The 17,465-nt window shown below is 59.2% G+C and carries 11 protein-coding genes and 3 pseudogenes; 11 read left to right on the forward strand and 3 right to left on the reverse strand.

Annotated elements, in window-relative coordinates; all coding sequences use genetic code 11:
* Positions 1–114 precede the first annotated feature (114 nt).
* The 7 genes and pseudogenes from P6U28_RS39130 to P6U28_RS39160 form a co-directional block, all read left to right on the forward strand.
* Positions 115–1,506: an FAD-dependent oxidoreductase gene (locus tag P6U28_RS39130; protein ID WP_407121226.1), complete on the forward strand. Its 1,392-nt coding sequence runs from the start codon at positions 115–117 to the stop codon at positions 1,504–1,506.
* 27 nt (positions 1,507–1,533) lie between these two features.
* Positions 1,534–1,908, forward strand: a complete 375-nt coding sequence (locus P6U28_RS39135; protein WP_407121228.1) for a cupin domain-containing protein — start codon at positions 1,534–1,536, stop codon at positions 1,906–1,908.
* 656 nt (positions 1,909–2,564) lie between these two features.
* Positions 2,565–2,912: pseudogene (locus P6U28_RS39140) on the forward strand (aminopeptidase P family N-terminal domain-containing protein); the annotation flags it as partial.
* Positions 2,913–3,151: 239 nt separating this feature from the next.
* On the forward strand, positions 3,152–3,730 hold the full coding sequence (locus tag P6U28_RS39145) for a M24 family metallopeptidase (RefSeq protein WP_407123169.1): 579 nt from the start codon (positions 3,152–3,154) through the stop codon (positions 3,728–3,730).
* Positions 3,731–4,767: 1,037 nt separating this feature from the next.
* Positions 4,768–5,301, forward strand: coding sequence for an aspartate/glutamate racemase family protein (locus P6U28_RS39150; protein WP_407123170.1), 534 nt, complete (start codon positions 4,768–4,770; stop codon positions 5,299–5,301).
* A gap of 556 nt (positions 5,302–5,857) precedes the next feature.
* Positions 5,858–7,039, forward strand: coding sequence for a M20 family metallopeptidase (locus P6U28_RS39155; protein ID WP_407121230.1), 1,182 nt, complete (start codon positions 5,858–5,860; stop codon positions 7,037–7,039).
* Positions 7,040–7,157: 118 nt separating this feature from the next.
* Positions 7,158–8,778, forward strand: a pseudogene (locus P6U28_RS39160) (thiamine pyrophosphate-binding protein); the annotation flags it as partial.
* A 118-nt stretch (positions 8,779–8,896) separates the two neighbouring features.
* Here P6U28_RS39160 and P6U28_RS39165 read toward each other — a convergent pair.
* Together P6U28_RS39165 and P6U28_RS39170 are read right to left on the reverse strand one after the other, a co-directional pair.
* Positions 8,897–9,172: a LysR substrate-binding domain-containing protein gene (locus tag P6U28_RS39165; protein ID WP_407121232.1), complete on the reverse strand. Its 276-nt coding sequence runs from the start codon at positions 9,170–9,172 to the stop codon at positions 8,897–8,899.
* Positions 9,129–9,827, reverse strand: a complete 699-nt coding sequence (locus P6U28_RS39170; RefSeq protein ID WP_407121234.1) for a LysR family transcriptional regulator — start codon at positions 9,825–9,827, stop codon at positions 9,129–9,131. The genes P6U28_RS39165 and P6U28_RS39170 overlap by 44 nt, the downstream gene beginning before the upstream one ends.
* A gap of 357 nt (positions 9,828–10,184) precedes the next feature.
* Between P6U28_RS39170 and P6U28_RS39175 the strand changes: the two are divergent.
* A pseudogene (locus P6U28_RS39175) lies at positions 10,185–11,309 on the forward strand (acyl-CoA dehydrogenase); the annotation flags it as partial.
* A 43-nt stretch (positions 11,310–11,352) separates the two neighbouring features.
* Positions 11,353–11,628: a CoA transferase gene (locus P6U28_RS39180; RefSeq protein WP_407123171.1), complete on the forward strand. Its 276-nt coding sequence runs from the start codon at positions 11,353–11,355 to the stop codon at positions 11,626–11,628.
* Positions 11,629–12,131: 503 nt separating this feature from the next.
* On the opposite strand, the gene P6U28_RS39185 is transcribed toward P6U28_RS39180, so the two are convergent.
* Positions 12,132–13,331 carry an IS256 family transposase gene (locus tag P6U28_RS39185; protein WP_407121236.1) on the reverse strand — a complete coding sequence of 400 codons (1,200 nt, stop codon included), beginning with the start codon at positions 13,329–13,331 and terminating at the stop codon, positions 12,132–12,134.
* A 625-nt stretch (positions 13,332–13,956) separates the two neighbouring features.
* Here P6U28_RS39185 and P6U28_RS39190 point away from each other — a divergent pair.
* The gene (locus P6U28_RS39190) at positions 13,957–15,138 is read left to right on the forward strand and encodes a M24 family metallopeptidase (protein WP_407121238.1); all 1,182 of its coding nucleotides are present in this window, start codon (positions 13,957–13,959) and stop codon (positions 15,136–15,138) included.
* 764 nt (positions 15,139–15,902) lie between these two features.
* Positions 15,903–17,258 carry an adenylosuccinate lyase family protein gene (locus tag P6U28_RS39195; protein ID WP_407121240.1) on the forward strand — a complete coding sequence of 452 codons (1,356 nt, stop codon included), beginning with the start codon at positions 15,903–15,905 and terminating at the stop codon, positions 17,256–17,258.
* Positions 17,259–17,465: the final 207 nt, after the last annotated feature.

The raw sequence follows: 17,465 nt of genomic DNA on the forward strand, positions 1-17,465 counted from the left end.
TTTGTCGTTCTAGAAAGAGGTGCTGGATTTCGGCATTGAATGTCGCAGGATCGGAGAAAACCGGCCGAGAGCTTGCAGTAGTATTGGCGCAAAGATGAAAGCTGCAGGCGTGGAATGGATAATTTCTGGCTGAAACAAGCGTTCGATCGTCTCGGAAAGCCCCGGGTGCAATCATTGTCGATGCACGTCACGGCCGATGTGACGATCGTGGGCGGTGGTTATTTGGGCTTATGGACAGCAATCCGAATCAAGGAAAGCTCGCCCTCGCTCAACGTCGCCATCGTTGAGAGAAATGTGTGCGGGTCGGGCGCAAGCGGCCGCAACGGCGGATTCGTCACGAGCTACTGGGCCAAATATCTCTCGTTGCACAAGCTATGCGGTACTGAAGAAGCGGCCAGGATAGCCAAAGCGTCGGCGGAGGCGGTGCTGGAAATCGGCGCCTTTTGCCGGGAGAATGGCATCGACGCGGAGTTTCGAGCGGATGGGTGGCTATGGACCGCGACTTCGCCGCCGCAAATCGGCTGCTGGAATATCCTCATCGACGAGTTGGATAAGCACAATGTTCGGCCCTTTCAGGCTCTCGACGGTGCAGATGTTGCCCGCTTGGGGGGGACTGACCGCAACCTGGCTGGGGTGTTCGAACCGAACGCTGCCACGGTTCAGCCGGCCATTCTTGCGCTCGGTTTGCGAGATCACGCCCAAAAGCTGGGTGTGGCGATCTACGAGCACTCGCCTATGATCCGTCTAGAGCGGACCAGAACGCCAAAGGTGATAACGCCTAAAGGTTCGGTCACGAGCAAGGCCGTCGTTCTGGCCATGAACGCCTGGGGAGCCCAGTTCACCTATCTGCGACGCAAGGTCGCCATCGTGTCTAGCGACATGATCGCAACGACGGCCAGACCAGAAAAGCTAAACGAGATCGGCTTTCAAAAAGGCGTCGCGATCTGTGATTCCCGGATGTTCCTGAATTACTACCGGAATACACCGGATGGCCGTATCGTCTTCGGCAAATCGCTTGGGCATTTCGCATTCGCCGGGCGGGTCGATGATCACTACGACGGGGCCTCACCCAGAGCCGCCGAAGTTGAAGAGAGCTTCCGCAAGCTTTACCCGGCGCTCGGTGACATGGAGATCGAATCATCATGGACCGGTCCAATCGACAGATCTGTAAATGGTCTCCCGTTCTTCGGCCGCTTAGACAATCACCCGGGCATAGTGTTCGGCATCGGCTTTTCCGGTCAGGGTGTCGCGCCAACCGTTCTTGGAGGAAAGATACTGGCGTCACTTGCTCTTGACGAAGCGAACCAGTGGTCCAACTGCGGACTGGTGCGCGAGAATGTCGAGAGATTCCCGATTGAGCCTTTTCGTTATGCCGGCTCAATCGTTGTGCGCGAAGCCTTGCGTCGTAAGGAAGGTTTGGAAGATCGGGCCAGGAGACCCGACCCCCTTACGCTTGCGATCGCAAACCTTGCTCCCGTCGGCTACGTGCCTTCGAGGCGAAACTGATATTGCACAAAATAACAGGAACAGATCATGACTCCGCTTGTCCTCAAGGCTTCTGTCCACCTGACTACAGACGAACTCGACAGTATCAGCCCGGTTTCTCGCCCGATCGGTGAGCCGATCTCCATCATGCGCAGCAAGGTCGCCTTCAAGTCCTCGACGGACGCGACCAGCGCCGGCGTTTGGGAGTGTTCACCTGGAAGATGGCGCCGTCAGGTCGCCGAAGCGGAATTCTCCACTTTCATATCAGGGCGTTGCACGTTTACACCCGACGACGGCCCGACAATCTCTCTCGAAGCCGGCGACTCGATATATTTTCATCCGAACACGAATGGCGAGTGGAATATTACTGAGCCGGTTAGGAAGGTTTACGTCATTTTTCCAGCAATACACCGGCCTCTGTGATCTGCGGCCGGAATAGAGCGGTGTCACGCCAAGTCTGATGGGCTCCGACCTCTGTCGGCGACCTATCTCCGTGGCTTGCCAGGTAGAGCCCGGCATGGCTGCCGTGATCCGCAATGGAAAACGCCCACAATCACCAGACGTTTGCACTGGGCGGCCACATACATTTGCTTTGTCACTTTGGGAGAACGCTATTGCATGCCGTCGTTCGATTTAACTGCCACCAAAGAGCTTAATGTTCGTCGCTCGCAATGGCCGGTTTGGCTGCGATACATCGTGCGAGCGCGCTTATTTCTGAAGCCGCGACGGCCTCTCATGCCCGTTCGACTCGATGTCCGCACGAATGGCTCCCGTTCTGCCAAGCAGGCGCAGGGTTTCGTCCATCAGCCCCTCTACATTGACGAAATCGGGCATTCGGGGGCGATAATAATATTACCGAGACGATATCGTCGCCCGCCGAGCTGCCCCGAACTCGACAAGTGTCAGGTGTTTTGCGTTTAGCGAAGCAGGCTCTGCAATAGAGCTTTCGATGTCCTCTTCTGCCGCCCTCGCCAATCTCGACGCATCTCAATGGAGCTAAGACAATGACGATCAGCAAAGCACCGCAGGCCTTCCCTCGCACAGAGTACATGCGCCGGCTTGCCGTGGTGAAATCAGAGATGGCGCGGCGAAAAGTCGAGGCGCTCGTTGTCAGCAACAGCTCAAATCAAAACTATCTCACGGGCTATACGGCTCGGTCGGGTTATGTCCCGCAGGCCCTCGTTGTTTCGATGGACCAGGAGGAGCCGACGTTCTTGATGCGAGAAATGGACGCGCCGGCCGCACTTCATCAGACGTTCCTGGAGCACGGCAAGGTCATCGGCTATCCAGAGTCGCTTGTCGGCAACCCGAACAAGGACGGCTACGACGCGATCATCGATTTCTTGCACGAATCGGGCCTCGCAAACCGCGCTGTGGGGCTCGAGAGGGGTGTACTGTCGGCACCTGCGGTAGAGAAATTCAACACGCGCCTGCTCGACGCGACACTCGTGGATTGCACCAGTGCCGTGAACTGGATCCGAATGGTTAAATCGGAACTTGAGATATCGGTCCTGAAAGAGGCGGCCGCCATTACCGACGCCGCTGTCGCGCGCGCGGCGGAGATCTTTCGTGCGGGAGTGCGGGAGGCTGATGCGATCGCAGAAATTGTGTCGACGTTGGCGCGCGGTGCCAATGGCAAGCCCGGGACCTGGATTGCAACTCCCTATTGTGCTCCTCGCCACGAACGGGAACGAGCCACATCACGTGGAGCGATGATGTCTTCCGCCCGGGCTCGCAGATCAATCTGGAAATCGCCGGTGTCCGTCATGGCTATACTGCCCCGATCAGCCGGACGTTCTCCATCGGCCAACCTTCCGACCGGTTACGCCGCGTACATGAGGCTCAGGCCGCGGGGCTGGAAGCTGCGCTGGCTACAATCTGCGCGGGACGCACCTGTGGTGAGGTCGCCGAGGCAGCCAATCGAGCGGTCGAGAAGTTCGGGGTCAAGAAAGAGTCCCGTTTTGGCTATCCTATCGGGATCGATTGGCAGGAGCAGACCGCCAGCATCAAGGTTGGCGACCAGACTATTCTGAAACCGAACATGACCTTTCATGTGCACCTTGGCAACTGGGCTATCGCGGAGGACTTTGGCTACGTGATCAGCGAGTGCGTGCGGGTAACTGAGTCCGGCGTCGAAGTATTGACGAATGTGCCACGAAAGCTTTCGACCTTATCTAGTCTATGCGGGTCTTTCGGAGGCCCAGTCATCGGCTACTTGCGTCTCAACTTGCGAGTTGCGCGCTGAGCGACTGGGCGCCCCCGTTAGATCCGCTATTGTGTTTCGATCCGGCGGAAGGCCGGACAGCAAGAGATTATTGCGCGCGGTGCTGTCTTGTTCTTGACGTCATGCTACACATTGCCGCCAGCAGGTCGCCGCACCAATCGAATACCGCGGCTCAGCATCGTGTTGCGCGCGGCCATCAATCGCCGCGTTATGCGTCAGCTCGATCAATCCGGTGCACATGCGACGGATGTACGCGTGCGCCCGGCCAGCCAAAAGGAAGGAGGTTCTAAGGCGCTCTTAATCCGATTGACCTCCGATCGACTACCGACGTCTGCCGGATCAGAGCGCAGACGACAGCGACCGTATGAACTGTAGGGCATAGACTTCCAAAACCGATCTGTATGGCTCTTTCACAGGTATTCGCATTCCTCAACGGCACGCCGGGTGCGGCCATCATTCAGCTGTGTCGGCTTTGCGGACGATTTCGGTTTCGGAAGACGGCGGTAAACACGTTGCTTCTCTTGCAACGGGGAACACGCGCCGATCTCCATTTTGATCTTTTGCGTGCCTGGTCCGGTTGGGCTCTCGCTCATCGCGTCATCGAACATAATTGCGACCCAACATCTCGTGTCATCTCTGGTCGTTTAAACCGCCGGCCCGACGCCACCAGCGGGAAAACGTCATTTCTTGCCGGCAAGACGCAGGAATCCTGCCGTATGAGACCGACATCAGTTTAATTTTAGTTCGTGGGACCGTGTAGTTCTAAGACCGCCATTCTTGATCTCCCAATGTGGCGAGATCTCATGGGAGCCACCGATCGGTGGCGATACCGAGATATATTCTGCCAAACGGCAATGAGCTCATAGTTTTCACGGGAGGAAGATCGGATATGACCCAGAGCGGCGGTGCACTCGGAATATTGCAGCTACAGAATACTCCGCAGACCATGTACGGGTCGCTCAGCCATCCAGCCACTTTCCCATTTCCAACCATTTCCCCGACCTGTTCTTGGCGCTTGGAGCAAGAATGTCGTCTTTGGCCATGAAGATAGCAAATTGGTGGCCGCGTACATAAGCACGGCAAAGGATTTGGTGCGTGAGGGCGCAGTCGCGATTACAAGCAACTGTGGATTTACGCTCAAATTCCAGAGTGCAATGACCGAGGCTCTGCCGGTGCCAGTGTCGATGTCTTCCCTATTGCTCCTGCCTTATCTCATTGCGACCATCAAAGGGCGTATCGGCATCTTGACGTTCGATTCGAGGCCATTGATCGCCGATCTGCTTAAGCTCGCCGGCGTCAGGTCGAATGAGCGCGTAGCCGTCGCCGGCATTGAAAACTCAGAGACATGGAGGGTTATGTCAGAACCTGAAAACAATTGCACGGTTGAACAGCTGACAAATGATGTGCTGTCCGCTATCGCGGTGATGCGCAAACGATACGATGACATCGAGGCCATCCTCTTCGAATGCGCGGGATTTCCCATAGCGGCTCAGCAGGTTCGCGAGCAGACGAACCTGCCGGTGTTCGACGCGGTTGCCAATGCGAGGTTATTGATGAGCGGGCGCAGCATGGCAGCTCCCAAGTCGATCTAGCAGGACTGCTGCGCGCCTCCCAGCGAAGAGGGGAGAACGACAAGCCAATCCTGGCGCGAGGCATCCGGCGCCATCCCGCGTAAGGCCGACGGCTCGCTTAGTGGTTCTTAGGCTTGGCCACGAGTTGAGGGGGCTCCTGCTGGCTGCCAAGGACGTAAACCAGTCGTCGCTGGCTCAGGCACTACCGTCCACGGGCAAGGCCGGTGAGGGGGGCAACTGCTCAATCCTGGGCATGGTCGCGAAGACCGCTGGGATGGGGCAGGGGCCGTGCTGTCGTCTGTTGCCAACTGCAGTCACAAGCTTCATTCACTACGGCCGGTGAGCCAAAAGACGCAACGGACGTTTGCGGCAGTGTCGCGCTTGGCTGAAGGTGAGCTGTTCGCATCAATTGGAAGGGATCGAGCCATGGCCGATTTCCACGATGGACTTCGGCGTCAGAGTTGAGAAAACGCCTCACAAATGCGCCCTTGCCAGGCAGTTAGCCGATCTTCTTCCTTGAGCCGGTGTAATCTTCGGCTGAAAGGAGCCCTGGTCGAAGGGCGGGGAGTCAAGCCGAATGAACAGCCGCAGCAACACGTTCCTATCCGATGCCGAGCGCGACGCGGTGATCGAGCTGCGTCATGCCATGCATCGCGAGCCTGAGCTTTCCAATGCGGAATGGAAGACGCAAGAACGGATACGCAGCGTGCTGGAGCGCTTCGGCCTCAGGGGCATCAAGGTCTTCCACAATACAGGCCTCTATGTCGACATCGAGGGCACTGCCTCGGGTCCAAAGCGATGGATCGCGGTACGTGGCGACATCGATGCGCTGCCAATCAAGGAGGCGCGAGGCGATCTGCCCTATCAATCCCAGATCGATGGGGTCATGCATGCCTGCGGCCACGACATGCACAGCTCGATCGCGCTCGGCATCGCGCTCGCATTCCACCGAATGCGGGACAACTTCGCGGGTCGGGTCCGCGTCTTCTTCCAGCCAGCCGAAGAGACTGAGCCTCTCGGTGGTCAAACGGTGGCAGACGAGAGGCTGCTCGAAGGCTTCGACCGAGCCGTCGGCTTTCACGTCAGTCCGGAAATTCCGGCTGGCAAATTCGGTGCCCGTGAAGGTGCGGTAAGCAAATCTGCCGACCAGTTCACCGTCACCATCTCTGGCAAAATGGCCCATGGTGCCGCACCACATAAGGGCATCGACGCGATCTCCATCGCTGCCGCCTTTGTCAATGAGGTACAGAAGTTAGTTTCGCGCGAAATGCCTGCCGATGACGGCGCAGTTGTGACGGTGGGTACTATTCATGGCGGAACCGCCGCCAACATCATCTGCCCTTCCGTTGTCATGAAGGGAACTATTAGGACCCGCAGCCCGGACCGCCGTGCGCTGCTATCGCAACGTTTGCGCGAAGTAGCCGACGGGGTCGCCGCCATGCACCGCGGCCAGGCCGACTGCGTCATCCGCTCCGGCGAGCCTCCCGTGATCAATGATTCCGACATGGTCAAGCGCTTTCGGCAACTCGTTCATGAGAGTGTTGGTCGCGACGCCTTCAATGATAGGAAAGAGATCGCGGGCAGTGACGATTTCGGCTTCTACTCGGCATGCGTGCCGTCGATCTATTTCTGGTTTGGCAGTCGCGCGCCCGGCAACGAGTCGCATGTTCACACGCCGACATTTGGAGCGTCGGACGACCTCATCATTCCAACGACTGAGCTTACGGTCCGCTACCTCCTCGATTTCCTGAACTCGTAGGTCGATCGCAGCCGTCGCCGATTCTGACCAATGCCCGCCATCGCGCCGCTCAACTTGATCAACCTGTCGCCATCCTGTGTGAGAGGAGCTCGTCTCCCACAATCCTCCGAATTCGTTCGACCAGCTCGTTGCCCAAGGCGTCGAGCGCGTCACCTGCGTGCCGGGCGAGAGCTATCTGGCGGCGCTCGATGCGCTGCATGACAGCCCGATCGACGTCGTGATCTGCCGCGCCGAAGGCGGCGCTGCGATGATGGCGGAGGCCTATGGCAAGCTCACCGGACGCCCCGGTGTCTGCTTCGTCACCCGCGGCCCGGGAGCGACCAATGCCAGCCACGGCGTCCACATCGCGATGCAGGATTCGACGCCGATGATCCTGTTCGTCGGCCAGGTCGACACCGGCATGCGCGAGCGCGAGGCGTTCCAGGAGCTCGACTACAAGGCGGTGTTCGGCTCCATGGCGAAATGGGCCGTCGAGATCGATCGTCCCGACCGCATTCCGGAGCGGGTCGCGCGCGCCTTCCGCGTTGCGGTGCAGGGTCGCCCCGGCCCCGTCGTGATCGCGCTGCCGGAGAACATGCTGACCGAGACCGCTGCCGTCGCCGATGCGATGCGCATCGAGCCGGTGGTGAGCTGGCCGGCGCCTGATGATATCGAGCGAGTCGGTGCGATGCTGGCGAGCGCCAAGGCGCCGCTCGTCATCCTCGGCGGCTCGCGCTGGACTGATGAAGCCACCAAGAGCATCGCGCGCTTCGCCGAACGGTTCGACCTGCCGGTCGCGACCTCGTCCCGCCGCGCCTCGCTGATCGACGCCGATCATTCGCACTATGCCGGCGATCTCGGCATCGGGCCGAGCCCGGGCCTGAAGGACCGCATCACCAAGGCCGACGTCATCCTGCTGATTGGCGGCCGCATGTCGGAGATGCCGTCCTCATCCTACACGCTGCTCGATATTCCGACCCCGCAGCAGAAGCTGATCCACGTCCATCCGGGCTCGGAAGAGCTCGGCCGCGTCTATCAGCCGGCGCTGGCGATCCAGGCGACGCCTGCCGCATTCGCCGCTGCCGTCGAGACGTTGAAGCCTTCTGGCGCGGTCGCCTGGAAGGGCGAGGCCGGCAAGGTGCATGCCGACTATCTCGCCTGGACCGAGAAGGCGCGCGAGCTGCCGGGCACCTTCCAATACGGCCAGGTCATGACCTGGCTGCGCGACCGCCTGCCGAAGGACGCGATCGTCTGCAACGGCGCAGGCAACTATGCCGGCTGGATTCATCCCCACCACCGCTTCCACAGCTTTGCCGCCCAGCTCGCGCCGACCTCGGGCTCGATGGGCTAGGCGTGCCTGCGGGCGTGCTCGCGAAGTGCAATATCCGGATCGCGTCTCGTCGCCTTTGCCGGCGACGGCTGCTTCCTGATGAACGGCCGGGAGTTCGCGACCGCCGTGCAATACGACGCGCCGCTGATCGTGATCGTGGTCGACAATTCGCAATACGGCACCATCCGCATGCACCAGGAGCGCGACTATCCCGGCCGCGTCGTCGGCACGCAGCTCAAGAATCCCGACTTTGCGATGTACGCAAAAGCGTTTCGGCGGCCACGGCGAGCGGGTCGAGCGCACGGAAGAATTCGCGCCGGCGTTCGAGCGTGCGCTGGCTTCGGGCAAGCCGGCGATCCTTCACGGCATCATCGATTCCAGGGCGATCTCGGTTGGCAAGGACCTTGTGCCGCAGGCGAAAGCACGTTGAAGCTGGATCCAAGGCCCGTGGAACCTCGATCGTTGCCAGTCCATCGCTGTAGGCTCGCCTGGCTCCGGGACAATGTCTTCCCGCCTTGACTAGAGCGGGCTCGCGATCTCCCCTGTGATTAAGTGGCCGACACGATCACGCGCCGATGTCGTCCGTCAGTGAATGGGCAAACAGGGCTCGAAAGCACCATCGTGACGCTGCTCGCAGTCATGGAAGGGGGCGTCTTGGACGAGCGCGCCAGGTAGATCGACCTTTCGATGCGTGGCTCCGCTATCGGACGACACTTCAGGCGCGCGGAAATCGATCCGTGTTCGGCCACTCGCGCAGAGAGCACGGTATATCCGATGCGTTCAGCGACCAACGATTTTATGTTCTCCAAAGAAGCGATTTCCATGACCACATTGGGCCTGTGGCCGTGCCGGGATGCTGCCCCGCTCAACCTCCTCTCTCAGCCCGTGCGGACGGCCTGGGAGGATCAGGGGTAAATCGAACAGTGCCGATACAGGCATCTCGCTGCACGAGGACACGGCCTCAGCGCCTTCAGCTCCCACCAGGTTCAAGTGCTCTCTGGCGAGCAGCTCCTTCGAAATTCCCGAGATGATGTTGCTGCCGAACACGAGCGCCAAATCGAGCTGGCCTGCCAGTAGCCATTGAGACATATGACACGACAAGCCTTCTGCGATACGAAGGCGGATGAGCGGGTACTGGCGGGGGATCGTTATTGCAAGCGGTACCCTCAACGCGATGCCGAGCGAGGTGGGCATTCCGACGATCACACTTCCCGACGGTTCCGCTTTTATACCTCGCACCTCTTCTGCGATTGTCCCTATATCCGTCAGAACCGACCGCGCGCGGCTAGCAAGCCTCCCCGCTCTCTGTCGGCACGATGCCCCGGGGGGGCGGTGAACCAGACTGCAGCCCAGTTCCTTCTCAAGCCGGTTCAGATGAAGACTGATGGCCGACTGGGCAACATGCAATTCGTCAGCCGCCCTAGCAATAGACCCGTGTTCCACGATACCAAGAAAATATCGGAGCTGACGAAGGTCCATGGGCGAACTCTCAGGGTAGGTGATACGCACATTTGCGCCGTTTGCAAAACGTACCGATCGCGCAAGCGCTGGCAACAATCCTGCTAAACCTTCCTTACCGAGAGCGATACGGAGCAATCATTAAGTGCACCCACAATATTGATTTCAGCCCCAACTAATTGGTGCTGCTGAAAGGGGCCTCTTTGAGCGGTCAGGAGTTCGACTATACCGCTCAGGCCCCAGTCCAGGGAGCTTTCTCATAACGAGAAGCGTACCATCGAGATTCTATTCTTCCGGTTTGAGACGAAGGCGCATAGTCCGGTTTCAGCATCATCACGCACTAATTCCGGAGCACGCCATGCAGCCGTCAACTAGGAAAACCCGCTTCTTCTCGACCAGCAACTCACTGACGAAGAAAGATTGGTCCGCCAAATGGCCCATTCCTACTGTCAGGAAAACCTGATGCCCCGGATCCTCGAAGCCAACCGGAGCGAGACTTTTCATCGGGAGATCATGACTGAAATGGGCGCGCTCGGATTTCTCGGTGCCACACTCCCTGAGGAATATGGCGGAGCTGGCCTTGGCTATGTCTCCTACTGCCTGATTGCACGCGAGGTCGAGCGCGTCAACAGCGGCTACAGATCTGCCATGAGTGTCCAATCGTCCCTTGTGATGCATCCAATATACGTCTACGGGACCGAGCAACAGAGGCGCAAGTACTTGCCCAAGCTGACGTCGGGAGAATGGGTTGGATGCTTCGGTCTAACCGAGCCGAACCACGGGTCCGATCCGGGTTCGATGATCACGCGTGCGAGGCCCGTGAAGGGCGGATTTGAGCTTACCGGCACGAAGATGTGGATCACCAACTCCCCCATAGCGGACGGTCGTCTGGGCCAAGACGGATGACGACCTCATTCGAGGATTCGTGCTCGAAAGAGGAATGGCCGGTTTGACCACGCCCAAGATTGAAGGCAAGTTCAGCCTGCGCGCATCCATTACGGGAGAGATCGTAATGGAAGGCGTCCGCGTGGGCGAAGATAATGTTCTACCAACGTCAAAGGCTTGAAGGGGCCGTTCGGCTGCCTCAATCGCGCCCGCTATGGCATCTCATGGGGTGCGATGGGAGCCGCTGAGTTCTGTTGGCACGCAGCGCGTCGGTACACGCTGGACCGCAAGCAATTTGGGCGGCCGCTCGCGGCTAATCAGATCGTGCAGGTCAAGCTCTCAAGTATGATGACCGAGACCGCGCTCGGTCTGCAAACGGCCCTAAGGGTCGGCCGATTGATGGACGAGGGTCGTGAAGCTCCCGAGATGATCTCCCTTGTGAAGCGCAACAATTGTGGCAAGGCACTCGATATTGCACGGCTCGCTCGGGATCTGCACGGCGGCAACGGCATCTCCGACGAATTCCATGTCATCAGACACGTGATGAACCTCGAAGCGGTGAACACCTACGAGGGGACGCACAACATCCACGCCCTCATCCTCGGGCGGGCGCAGACCATCACTGATTTCCCGGCACTCGACCGACCACTGGCTAACGGTTCTGGAGGCCGCCCGCGTCCCTTGCGGACCGATCAACACATTGGACCGGGTCTTCGATGACCCCCAGGTCAGACACCGCCAGATGTGCGTGAGTGTGGCTCATCCTTCCGGAGGAGACCTTCGCCTCGTAGGCTCTCCAATGAAGTTCTCGGCAGCAACAGTTTCCGAAGCTCAGGCGCCCCCAGCGCTCGGACAACATACCGATGCGGTTCTTTCCGAGTTGCTAGGAGTGCCGAAAGATGACATCGAGACACTGAGACTCCGCGGAATCATCTAGTCGCGGGTGCGCTTCCTACGGACGCACTCCGGGAGCAAAGGCGTGGAGCTTTTCACAGTCAGGCCCACCTTCTCGCCTTGGTCTGCAAACATACGCGTGGCTTGATTGATCTACATCCCCCCTTGATCGCCCGCGATTTTGAGGCTGGACGACAGAGGCCGACCGCCAACTTTACGAGACTCTCCGCTCGTCGTACCCGTTCGATCCGCGATCTCTGTCACTCTATCACTTGAGTGAGTACGCAAGCAGGAAGAAGCCGGCTCCCCGAGGTCCCGCGCCGGAAAATAGGCGACGGCACGGCAACACACCTGCTAGTAGATCACAGCCGCAAGGTGGTCATTCCTTGCAACGTCTTCCTCCTGCCGAATCCTGCCTCGATACGCTTTGGGGGCGCCTTTGAACTCTTAACCGCCGCTCCAGGTCGTACCCCTCAAAGGATCGTGTCCCTTAGCGTGGTGTAGCTGAGTGGGTGTGACCACGTTCGCCGGCATGGGCCGGATCGGTCAGCTGGCGATAGCCGGGAAGCTGACGGCGGGATCATCGCCCAAAGACGCGATCGTTTCCAGTGTCATGTAGCGACCGCGTTGGACGGCCCACTCGTCGTTCTGTTCGAGCAGGATGGCGCCGACCAGACGGGTGATGGCGTCCTCATTGGGGAAGATGCCGACCACTTCGGTCCGCCGCTTGATCTCGCCGTTGACGCGTTCAAGCGGATTGGTCGAGTGCAGCTTGGCCCGGTGCGCGGCCGGGAAGCTCATATAGGCCAGCACATCGGTTTCGGCCTCATCGAGGAACGCCGCGAGCTTTGGCAGTTTGGGACGCAGCTGATCGGCGATGCGCCGCCATTGCGCGCGCGCCGCCTCGGCATCGTCCTGGGCAAAGGCGGTGGCAATGAAGGCGGAGACGACGCGGCGGCCACTCTTGCCGGCATGCGCCAGCGCGTTGCGCATGAAGTGAACGCGGCAGCGCTGCCAGGTGGCGTTGAGGATCTTTCCGACCGTAGCCTTGATCCCCTCATGGGCGTCGGACACGACCAGCTTGACGCCGCGCAGGCCGCGGCGGGCGAGCTTGCGCAGGAACGCGGTCCAGAACGTCTCGGCCTCGGACGGACCGATGTCCATGCCGAGCACCTCGCGGCGGCCATCGCTGTTGACCCCGACCGCGATGATGACTGCGACCGAGACGATGCGCCCGTTCTGGCGCACCTTCACGTAGGTGGCGTCGATCCACAGATAAGGCCAATCCCCTTCGATCGGCCGCTGCAGGAAAGCCTTCACCTTGTCGTCGATCTCGCCGCACAGCCGCGACACCTGGCTCTTGGAGATGCCGCTCATGCCCATGGCCTGCACCAGGTCGTCGACCGAGCGGGTGGAGACGCCCTGCACATAGGCCTCCTGCACCACCGCCGTGAGCGCCTTCTCCGCCATCCGTCGCGGTTCGAGGAAGCCCGGGAAGTAGGAGCCCTTGCGCGGTTTGGGGATGCGAAGCTCGACGGTGCCGGCGCGGGTCTCCCAGCTCCGATCGCGGTAGCCGTTGCGCTGGACCAGGCGCTCCTGGTTCTTCTCGCCGTAGGCCGCTCCGGTCAGGCCCTCGACCTCGAGCTCCATCAGCCGGTGGGCGGCAAAGCCGATCATCTCGCGCAAAAGATCGGCGTCCGGGCTCTTCTCCACGAGCGCGCGCAGGTTCATCATGTCGTCGGTCATCGGTGGTTCCTCGAATCAGGTTGGTGTCGCAACCCAAACCTTACCGACGAATCATCGGTGACCACCGCAAAGCCGTCCGCCCGCTACGGCGCTATCTGTGGGCGCGCGTGCGGACGGCTTTGCACTACCGAGCTACACCATCACTGGGGACACGACCCCTCAAAGAGCCGCAGTCACTCGCGATGGTTTGCAAGATGCGGGGCGGGTCCCCTATCACCAACCAAAGATCTAGATCGACGTGATCAGTTTGCGCGGGAAACAGCAAGTGCCTCGTAGCATTGCGTTGATGGCGACAACTCGATAGATCGAAAACGTTTGCCACGAAGCCGACGGACCAGCCAGCTGACTAGATAGCTATGGCCGCGCAGGAATTATAGGTATCGCAGCTATTCCACGCAGGAAAACGGCGAGGCGATGCACTAAGCTCGAACTGGGAGAAGCGATGAATGAATTCGCGCGCCGCTCAGCCGGGAAATAGCCGAGATGGTCGCCTCAACTGCCGGGGCTGGCGACAGCTCTTAGACGGCAATCTCTCGCAAAGGGCCCTCTGTCCTAATGGCTGGGCTGATCTCATGCAAGCATGCGACCACGCACCTGGTCAATCAATATCTGGAGCTACAGCAGAATGAAAAAGCCACTTCCGTTTGATCAAGCCGAATTCGCAGCCCGTTTGGCGGCCGTAAAAAAAGAAATGTCCAACAGAGAGATTGATTTTCTTCTTCTGTCTGAGCCCCCCAACCAAAATTACCTAACCGGCTATGACAGCCTCTCGTTCTATACGCCCCAAATGGTCATCGTGGCGCTCTCTCACGACGAACCCCTGTGGATCGCGCGTTTCATGGAGCGGTCGCAGGCAATGATGGGCACTTATCTTGCGGACGAGAATATCAGAACCTATCCGGACGAATATGTAAACTCGCATACTGGTTTGTCGGCGTATGACGTTGTGGCCGATATCGTAAAAGAACTTGGCGGTGAAACGGCGCGAATTGGCGTGGAGATGGGAGGCTATTACTATTCCGCGCGCGCCCACGCGGATCTTGTACGGGCACTGCCCCTTGCAACGTTCGTAGACGCCGACCTGCTGGTCAATTGGATCCGGATTGTGAAGAGTCCGGCCGAACTCGTTTGCATGCGTCAAGCCGGCCGCATCGCCGATGCGATGATAAAGCGGGGCGTCGACATGATGGAGCCCGGTGTGCGTGAATGCGACATTGCAGCGGCCGTCTATTACCAGCAGATAGCGGGTACCCCCGAATTCGGCGGAAGCTATGATAGTTCCTGTCTGTTCTTTGGTGCGGGCGAACGCGCCCTTGCGCCACATCCGACCTGGACCGACGAGCGGCTGCCGGCGTCAACGACCGTTTATATGGAAGTTCACGGAGTTCGTCTTCGTTACCAGGTCAATCTCGCTCGCACAATTGTCGTCGGAAAGCCTAGCCCCGCTTACCAGAAGTTCTCGGAGATTGCCGTCGAAGCTCTAAATGCTGGCCTCGATAGCGTTCGTCCCGGTCGTACATGCTCAGAAGTCCAAGCAGCGTACGCCCAATCGCTCGCGCGTCATGGATATAAAAAAGAGGCAAGGCTCGGCTATCCTCAAGGAATAGGCTATCCGCCCGCATCAGCTGAGCGTACGGCTAGTTTGCGGAAGGGAGACAATACTGTACTTCAGCCGGGTATGTGCTTCCACATGATGGCTGCGCTCTGGCTGGAGGACAAGAGCATCTGCATCACGCAACCCTTCACCGTCACTGAGAGTGGCTATGAGCCCCTGACCTCAACGCCGCGCGCCTTGATCGTCAAATAATCGAATGGAAAACGTTCGCAATTCTTGCTGTTCAGCTCTTTCGACAGCAGTCTTGCTGCCGCCGAAAGAGCTGCGCGTCGATCGCCGTTAGTGGCTTAGATCGCCCGCACCGGTGGGATTATCGAAGCGGATCAGGACTTGGGCTCCGAACCGAATCGAAGCTAGCGATGCGATGTTCGATTGCCGCTAGGTTTGATCAAATGGCAGATGCGATCGCCAGTCGCGGCGACATCTGGATTACGCCAGACTCTTGCCTCCACATTGACGATCGGAAGCTCAACCTTCTGGGAGCGATGGCCACCGCCGAGTCCACAATGTTCCCTTACCACCGGCCGTCTCGGTCCGGAGAATGCCGCGATGCCCTGAATCGGAATACCCAGGCGCTACGCGTCGAACCCGGATGCACCAAACACGGCCGCATCGCGTCTCCTGTCGTCCGCCAAAAAGTGTGCACTGGGATTTGACTCGCAGGTCAACGCCATTGTACATGATAAAGAATATGTTCGAACAAACGCCGTGCAGATCGAGTGACGACTTATCGAGCGGCAGGGGGGGGGTAGGTCCTTAATTGGGCTTTCTTGCAAGGCCAGCCAATACGTCTAAACACTGTGCCGCCTTCTCAGCTTTGATCATCGGCGCACCCGCCAATATCCTTGCTCTCCCAAGATTGGCGAACACAGATGGAGAGCCCCATTTATCGGCAACTAGACCCGCGTCTAAACCAGTGGGCCGCGTCATCGTCATCGTGACTAAAAGGTAACTATATGCTGAGCTCCCATATCTTCCGTAATATGTTTGGCGACGACGAGATGCGCGATATCTTCTCTGATAAGAGCCTCGTGCAGCGATATTTGGAAGTCGAGGTCGCGCTTGCACGAGCAGAAGCAAACGCAGGGATCGTTCCGCCTCAAGCCGCGGTGGCCATTGAGAGTGCCAGTAGGCAGCTCTCGGTCGACCTTGAGAGGTTGCAGCGCGAAACGGAGAACGTCGGTTATCCGATCCTGGGCATCGTTCATCAGCTCGCTGAGGCAGCGGGTGATGCCGGCGGCTTCGTTCATTGGGGTGCAACAACCCAGGATATCATGGATACTGCAACCGTTTTGCAGATCCGGCGCGCTCTAGAGCTCCTGAATCAGAAGCTGATGGTCATCAGGGCGAGCATGGTCAGACTGGCCGCGCGTCACCGCGACACGCCGATGGCGGGCCGTACCCATCTGCAACAGGCGCTGCCGATCACGTTCGGGTACAAGGTGGCCGTCTGGCTCTCGATGATTGACCGGCATCTGACTCGCCTGACTGATCTGCGCCGGCGCGTCCTTGTCGGTTCGTTCTCGGGCGCAGCCGGCACGCTCGCTTCGCTCGGCGACAAAGGGCTTGAGGTCCAAGCTGCACTTTGCGAGGAACTCGGCCTAGCGCAACCAACTATCACCTGGCACGTGGCAAGAGATGGCGTGGCCGAGACCATTGCCGTCTTGGGGCTGATCACCGCGTCGCTGGCGAAGGTCGCGACTGACGTGATGTTGATGATGTCGACCGAATTCGGCGAAGTCTCCGAGCCATTTGTCCAAGGTCGAGGCGCATCGAGCACAATGCCTCAGAAGCGCAATCCGATCTCCTGCGAACTGATCCTGGCAACGTCGAAGGCAGTACGGCAGCATGTTGGCCTCATTCTTGACGCAATGGTGCAGGATTTCGAGCGCGCGACCGGACCGTGGCATCTCGAATGGATCGCCGTGCCCGAAAGCTTCATTCTAACGGCTGCAGCTTGCTCACACATGATTTTCATGCTGGGCGGCCTTTCGGTCGACGCGAAGCGCATGCGTGAGAATTTGAGCCTCACGTCAGGGCTGATCGTCGCGGAGGCCGTGATGATGGCTGCTGCGCCAAAGCTCGGTAGGCAGCGTGCGCATGATATCGTCTATGTCGCCTGTCGTGAGGCACGTGAGCGCGCAAGCCGATTGCAGGACGTCCTGCTTGCCACACCTGAAATCGTCGAGGCGCTGGGCGGCGCTGAAGCCGTGGAACGCCATTGCGATCCTGTCAACTATCTCGGGCTGTCTGGAAAGATGGTCGATCGTGTACTCAGTCTGAACCCAGGCGCGCAGTCACCTTCAGGGTAGGCTCAACGCAAACAAAAATGAAGAGCTTCAGGTTCGGGAGGATGCAGAATACCGGCCGACAACGTTCGCAAGTGGTATTTGGCAATTTGGCGCGTTCCTGACGGATGAGCGTTGCCAGCTTCGGAAAGCCGCGATAGAAGCGCGTACCGTCTCGCCAAACGACTAACTGTGCCGAGCCGACTGACGGGCACTGTTGCGAGGCCGCGG

The sequence above is a fragment of the Bradyrhizobium sp. STM 3561 genome, assembly GCF_045571455.1.
Taxonomy (GTDB): domain Bacteria; phylum Pseudomonadota; class Alphaproteobacteria; order Rhizobiales; family Xanthobacteraceae; genus Bradyrhizobium; species Bradyrhizobium vignae.

Bases quoted from the DNA above. Each gene is read 5' to 3' on its own strand.
- P6U28_RS39130 (WP_407121226.1), top strand. From the start codon at position 115: ATGGATAATTTCTGGCTGAAACAAGCGTTCGATCGTCTCGGAAAGCCC.
- P6U28_RS39135 (WP_407121228.1), top strand. From the start codon at position 1,534: ATGACTCCGCTTGTCCTCAAGGCTTCTGTCCACCTGACTACAGACGAA.
- P6U28_RS39155 (WP_407121230.1), top strand. From the start codon at position 5,858: ATGAACAGCCGCAGCAACACGTTCCTATCCGATGCCGAGCGCGACGCG.
- P6U28_RS39165 (WP_407121232.1), bottom strand. From the start codon at position 9,172: ATGGAAATCGCTTCTTTGGAGAACATAAAATCGTTGGTCGCTGAACGC.
- P6U28_RS39170 (WP_407121234.1), bottom strand. From the start codon at position 9,827: ATGGACCTTCGTCAGCTCCGATATTTTCTTGGTATCGTGGAACACGGG.
- P6U28_RS39185 (WP_407121236.1), bottom strand. From the start codon at position 13,331: ATGACCGACGACATGATGAACCTGCGCGCGCTCGTGGAGAAGAGCCCG.
- P6U28_RS39190 (WP_407121238.1), top strand. From the start codon at position 13,957: ATGAAAAAGCCACTTCCGTTTGATCAAGCCGAATTCGCAGCCCGTTTG.
- P6U28_RS39195 (WP_407121240.1), top strand. From the start codon at position 15,903: ATGCTGAGCTCCCATATCTTCCGTAATATGTTTGGCGACGACGAGATG.